The organism is Streptomyces sp. SID5910 (assembly GCF_009862125.1).
In the GTDB taxonomy this organism is placed as follows: domain Bacteria; phylum Actinomycetota; class Actinomycetes; order Streptomycetales; family Streptomycetaceae; genus Streptomyces.
The window spans coordinates 1-4,212 of record NZ_WWHX01000735.1 but is presented as its reverse complement, the minus strand read 5'-3'; the positions used below and the strand labels follow the sequence as shown (position 1 = coordinate 4,212).

General features: G+C 72.1%; 5 protein-coding genes. 1 reads left to right on the top strand and 4 read right to left on the bottom strand.

The genetic code is table 11. The annotated features are described in order from the left end of the window. Positions 1-2: 2 nt before the first annotated feature. The 4 genes from GTW67_RS25875 to GTW67_RS37120 all read right to left on the bottom strand — a co-directional run bounded on the left by GTW67_RS25875 (position 3) and on the right by GTW67_RS37120 (position 3,006). Positions 3-1,781, bottom strand: coding sequence for a LytR C-terminal domain-containing protein (locus tag GTW67_RS25875; protein ID WP_161167192.1), 1,779 nt, complete (start codon positions 1,779-1,781; stop codon positions 3-5). Positions 1,782-1,797: 16 nt separating this feature from the next. Then, the gene (nadD, locus tag GTW67_RS25870) at positions 1,798-2,484 is read right to left on the bottom strand and encodes a nicotinate-nucleotide adenylyltransferase (RefSeq protein ID WP_202437700.1); all 687 of its coding nucleotides are present in this window, start codon (positions 2,482-2,484) and stop codon (positions 1,798-1,800) included. A gap of 50 nt (positions 2,485-2,534) precedes the next feature. After that, positions 2,535-2,699 carry a hypothetical protein gene (locus GTW67_RS37125; protein WP_094057638.1) on the bottom strand — a complete coding sequence of 55 codons (165 nt, stop codon included), beginning with the start codon at positions 2,697-2,699 and terminating at the stop codon, positions 2,535-2,537. Positions 2,700-2,844: 145 nt separating this feature from the next. Then, on the bottom strand, positions 2,845-3,006 hold the full coding sequence (locus tag GTW67_RS37120; protein WP_189227842.1) for a hypothetical protein: 162 nt from the start codon (positions 3,004-3,006) through the stop codon (positions 2,845-2,847). A gap of 141 nt (positions 3,007-3,147) precedes the next feature. On the opposite strand from GTW67_RS37120, the gene GTW67_RS25865 reads away from it, so the two are divergent. Further along, positions 3,148-4,212 (top strand): M48 family metallopeptidase (locus tag GTW67_RS25865; protein WP_161167191.1); only part of this gene is annotated, 1,065 nt, incomplete at its 3' end.

Genomic DNA, 4,212 nt, shown 5'->3' with positions numbered 1-4,212 from the left:
GGCTAGGCCGCCGGCGCGTAGTCCTGGCCGAGGACGACCGAGACGTCGGCGTTCGCCGCGACCTTGCCCTGGGTGACGGACCCGTCGGGCAGGCCCAGGGTCTTGGCGACCTGGACGGCGTTCTCCTTGTCGGCGGCCTCCGCGTACAGGACCCGCGAGGTGGCCTCGGTGCCGGAGGCGGTGCCGCCCTCGACGAAGGTGAAGCCGCCGTTGAGGAGGGTGACGCGGGCCTTGCCGGTGCGGTCCTCGTCGCCGGTGGCGTTGCGGACGGCGACGCTGACGGCCGCGTCCTTGTCGGGGCTCTTGGCGGTGCCGCCGAGGATGTCCTTGACGACGTCGTCGCCGGTCTCGGCGCTGAGCCTGCCGTCGCTGCCGACGGGCAGCAGCGCGGTCCGGAAGTCGCCGCCCTTGGCGAGTTCGGAGAGCCCGGCGAGGAAGGAGCCGAGGTCGCTCTCGGTCAGCGGCGGGTCGAGGACCAGGCCGAGCGTCTGCACGGTGACCGTCGCGCCCTGCGGGTCGGAGGACATCTTGCGCAGCACGCCGTGCAGGACCTGCCCGAAGCGCTGGAGCTGGGCGTCGGCGGACTCCCCGGAGCCGCGGTGGGTGGCGTAGGCGACGGCCGCCTTGCCGCCGAGGGTCTGCTTGGCGCCCTTGTGCACGAGGGGCGCGGTGCCCTTGCCCTTGGCGGCCGGGTCGGGCACGTCGGTGTCGGTGTCGACCTCGATGTTGCCGACCAGGTCGACCAGGATCTGGAGGAACGGGGTGTCCAGCCGCCAGCTGCCCTCGATGTCGGTGCCGAGGGCCGAGTCGAGCGCGGTGCGGGTGGCGTCGGGGCCGTCGTCGCCGACGGACTCGGCGAGCGTGGTGGTGGTGCCGTCGTCGCCGGTCAGCGCCAGCGCGTTGGGCAGCAGCACGGCGGCGCCCCGCTGGGTGGTCGTGTTGTTGACCAGCAGCGCCGTGGAGGTGCCGCCCGTGGCCGTGTCGTGCAGGTGGACGGCGATCACGTCGCGTTTCTGGGCGCCCGCCGCGGTCGTACCGCCCGTCTCGGAGTCCGAGGAGGACAGGCCCGGCAGTTTCCCGGCGTACCAGAGGTAGCCGACGCCGCCGGCGGCGACGAGGGCGAGGACGACGACGAGGGCGACGACGCGCGAGCGGGCGCGGCGCCGGGCCTCCTCGCGGCGTTCAGTGCGGTTCTCGGTGAACTTGAGCCAGTCGATGACGTCCTCGGAGTCGTCGGCCGGCTCCTCGACGAAGGCGAACTGCTCGGTGTGGTACTCCCGGTCCGGCTCGGGTCCGCCGGGCATCGCCGTGTCCGGCGCCTCGGGCGGGCCGGCCTGCTGCGGGATGTGGGCGGTCTGCTCGGCGACGCGCGGCTGCGGCCCGCTCGTCGCGGCCGCCCCGTACGGGTCGTACGGGGCCTGCGCGGCGTGTCCGTGGCCGGCGTACCCGCCGTGACCGGCGTCGGGGACGGGCGGCTGGGGCCCGGTGTCCTGGCCGCCGTGGCCGGCGTAGGGGTCGTACGGCGCGGCGGTCCCCTGGGTGCCGGTGGCGTACGGGTCGTAGCCGTAGCCCTGCCCGTAGGGGTCCTGCTGCTGTCCGTACTGCTGCCCGCCGTGTCCGCCGTACTGCTGCTGCGTGTAGGGGTCGTACGGCTGCTGCTGGTCGGGCGTGCCCGGGGCCTGGGCCTGGCGGTAGACCGGCCGGCCGTACTCGTCGTAGCCGACGAGCTCGTACGGGTCGGCCTGGCCGTTGCCGTGTCCCGCGTCGTATGGGTCGTTCACCGGTGCCCCTCTCGGCTCAGTCGCCGCGGTACAGCTGGCGCTTGTCGATGTAGCGCACGACTCCGTCGGGCACCAGGTACCAGACGGGGTCGCCCTTGGCGACTCTCGCACGGCAGTCGGTGGAGGAGATGGCGAGGGCGGGGACCTCGACGAGCGAGACACCGCCCTTGGGAAGCCCGGCGTCCGTCAGGGTGTGGCCGGGCCGGGTGACGCCGATGAAGTGCGCGAGGGAGAACAGCTCCTCGCTGTCGCGCCAGGTGAGGATCTGGGCGAGGGCGTCGGCGCCGGTGATGAAGAACAGGTCCGTGTCCGGGTTGAGCGCCCGCAGGTCGCGCAGGGTGTCCACGGTGTAGGTGGGGCCGCCCCGGTCGATGTCGATGCGGCTGACCGAGAACTGCGGGTTCTCGACGGTGGCGACGACCGTCATCAGATAGCGGTCCTCGGCCGCGGAGACCGTGCGGTGGCTCTTCTGCCAGGGCTGCCCGGTGGGGACGAACACCACCTCGTCGAGGTGGAACTGCGCGGCGACCTCACTGGCCGCCACGAGGTGCCCGTGGTGGATCGGGTCGAAGGTGCCGCCCATGACGCCGAGGCGGCGCTTGCCCGATCGCGCCGCGCCGCTGCCCGGGGCGGGCAGCGAGCGGTCCTGTGTGCCCCTCGCCGCGTCGCGCGCCGGACCGGTGGGCATGTCCTGCTCTCCCATGCGTGCAGACCCTACCGGCCCGGTCCGGGCCCCCGGATCCCCCCTCGCGCTCAGCGGTCGCGGTTGAAGCGCGTGGTGATCCACAGCAGGAGCAGCAGGATGAACAGCGCGGCGCCGCCGGTGAGGTAGGGGCTGAGGCTCTCGTGGTTGCCGCCGTGCTCCTCGCCCTCGGCAGCGAGAGTGACCAACTGGGCAGCAGTGCTGTGGAAGCTCATCTTCGGCGTGACCTATCAGGTGTGGGCGGGATAAGGACGTCGCGGCTCATCGTATGCGGGCGTCCCGCGGGCGATCACGCCGACTCCGCCGTTGGGGACGGCCCGGCCCGCCCGGCGGCCGTGGCCGGGGAACCTTCCGACCGCCTCAGTCGTCCTTCCGCTTGTACCCCCGCAGCAGGAACCACGCGGTCAGCACACAGCCCAGCACCATCACGATCAGGACGACCCGGAGCAGATTGCCCGCCCCCTGCTGCTCGGCCGCGGTCGCCGCTTCGGCGAGCCAGGCGGTGTGGGGGGTGTGCTCCATGACGGTGACTCCTTCGCTGTACTGCCCGTCCACGGTATCTCCGCCTAGGCTGAGATCGGCTCCGGGGGCGCAAAGGGTCGCACAAGGGTTCGCAAAGAGCCTTTTCCACGCACGGGCCCACAGACGCACATGGGGGAAGACATGTCCGACGGCCACCAGCACAGCGGGCACGAGAGGGTGCCGGGCAGGCAGCGCAGGCGCTTCCCGGGCATCTCCTCGCGCGCGTACGAGCATCCGGCCGACCGCAGTGCCCTGGTGGCGCTGCGCAAGCTGAGCGGTTTCGACACGGTCTTCAAGGCGCTGAGCGGCCTGCTGCCCGAGCGGAGCCTCAGGCTGCTGTTCCTGTCCGACTCGGTGCGCGTCTCGGACCGGCAGTTCGCCCATCTGAACGACATGCTGCGGGACGCCTGCTACATCCTGGACCTGGAGAAGGTCCCGCCGATGTACGTGAACCAGGACCCCGTGCCGAACGCGATGTGCATCGGCCTGGACGAGCCGATCATCGTCGTCACCACGGGGCTGGTGGAGCTGCTGGACGAGGAGGAGATGCGGGCGGTCGTCGGGCACGAGGTCGGGCACGCGCTGTCGGGCCACTCGGTGTACCGGACGATCCTGCTCTTCCTGACGTCCCTCGCCGTCCGGGTCGCCTGGATCCCGCTGGGCAATGTGGCGATCATGGCGGTCGTGACCGCGCTGCGCGAGTGGTTCCGCAAGTCGGAGCTGTCCGCCGACCGGGCGGGGCTGCTGGTCGGCCAGGACCTCCAGGCGTCCATGCGGGGCCTGATGAAGATCGCCGGCGGGAATCACCTGCACGAGATGAACGTGGACGCGTTCCTGGAGCAGGCCGACGAGTACGAGGCCGGGGGCGACCTGCGCGACTCCGTGCTGAAGATCCTGAACGTGCTGCCCCGCACGCATCCCTTCACCACGGTGCGGGCCGCCGAGCTGAAGAAGTGGGAGGCCTCCCGGGACTACCAGCGGATCATGGACGGCCACTACCCGCGGCGCGAGGAGGACAAGGACGCCTCGGTCCGGGACTCCTTCCGCGAGTCGGCGTCCAGCTACGCCACGCATGTGCGCGGCTCCAAGGACCCGCTGATGAAGCTGGTCAACGACATCGCGGGCGGCGCCGGCGACCTGGGCGACCGGATGCGGCGGGGCTTCGGCGGCTTCACGAAGGGCGCGAGCGGCGGGCAGGGCGCGGAC

Excerpts from the sequence above, each read along its gene's own strand:
- nadD (WP_202437700.1), bottom strand. The coding sequence starts at position 2,484 with ATGGGAGAGCAGGACATGCCCACCGGTCCGGCGCGCGACGCGGCGAGG.
- GTW67_RS37125 (WP_094057638.1), bottom strand. The coding sequence starts at position 2,699 with ATGAGCTTCCACAGCACTGCTGCCCAGTTGGTCACTCTCGCTGCCGAG.
- GTW67_RS37120 (WP_189227842.1), bottom strand. The coding sequence starts at position 3,006 with ATGGAGCACACCCCCCACACCGCCTGGCTCGCCGAAGCGGCGACCGCG.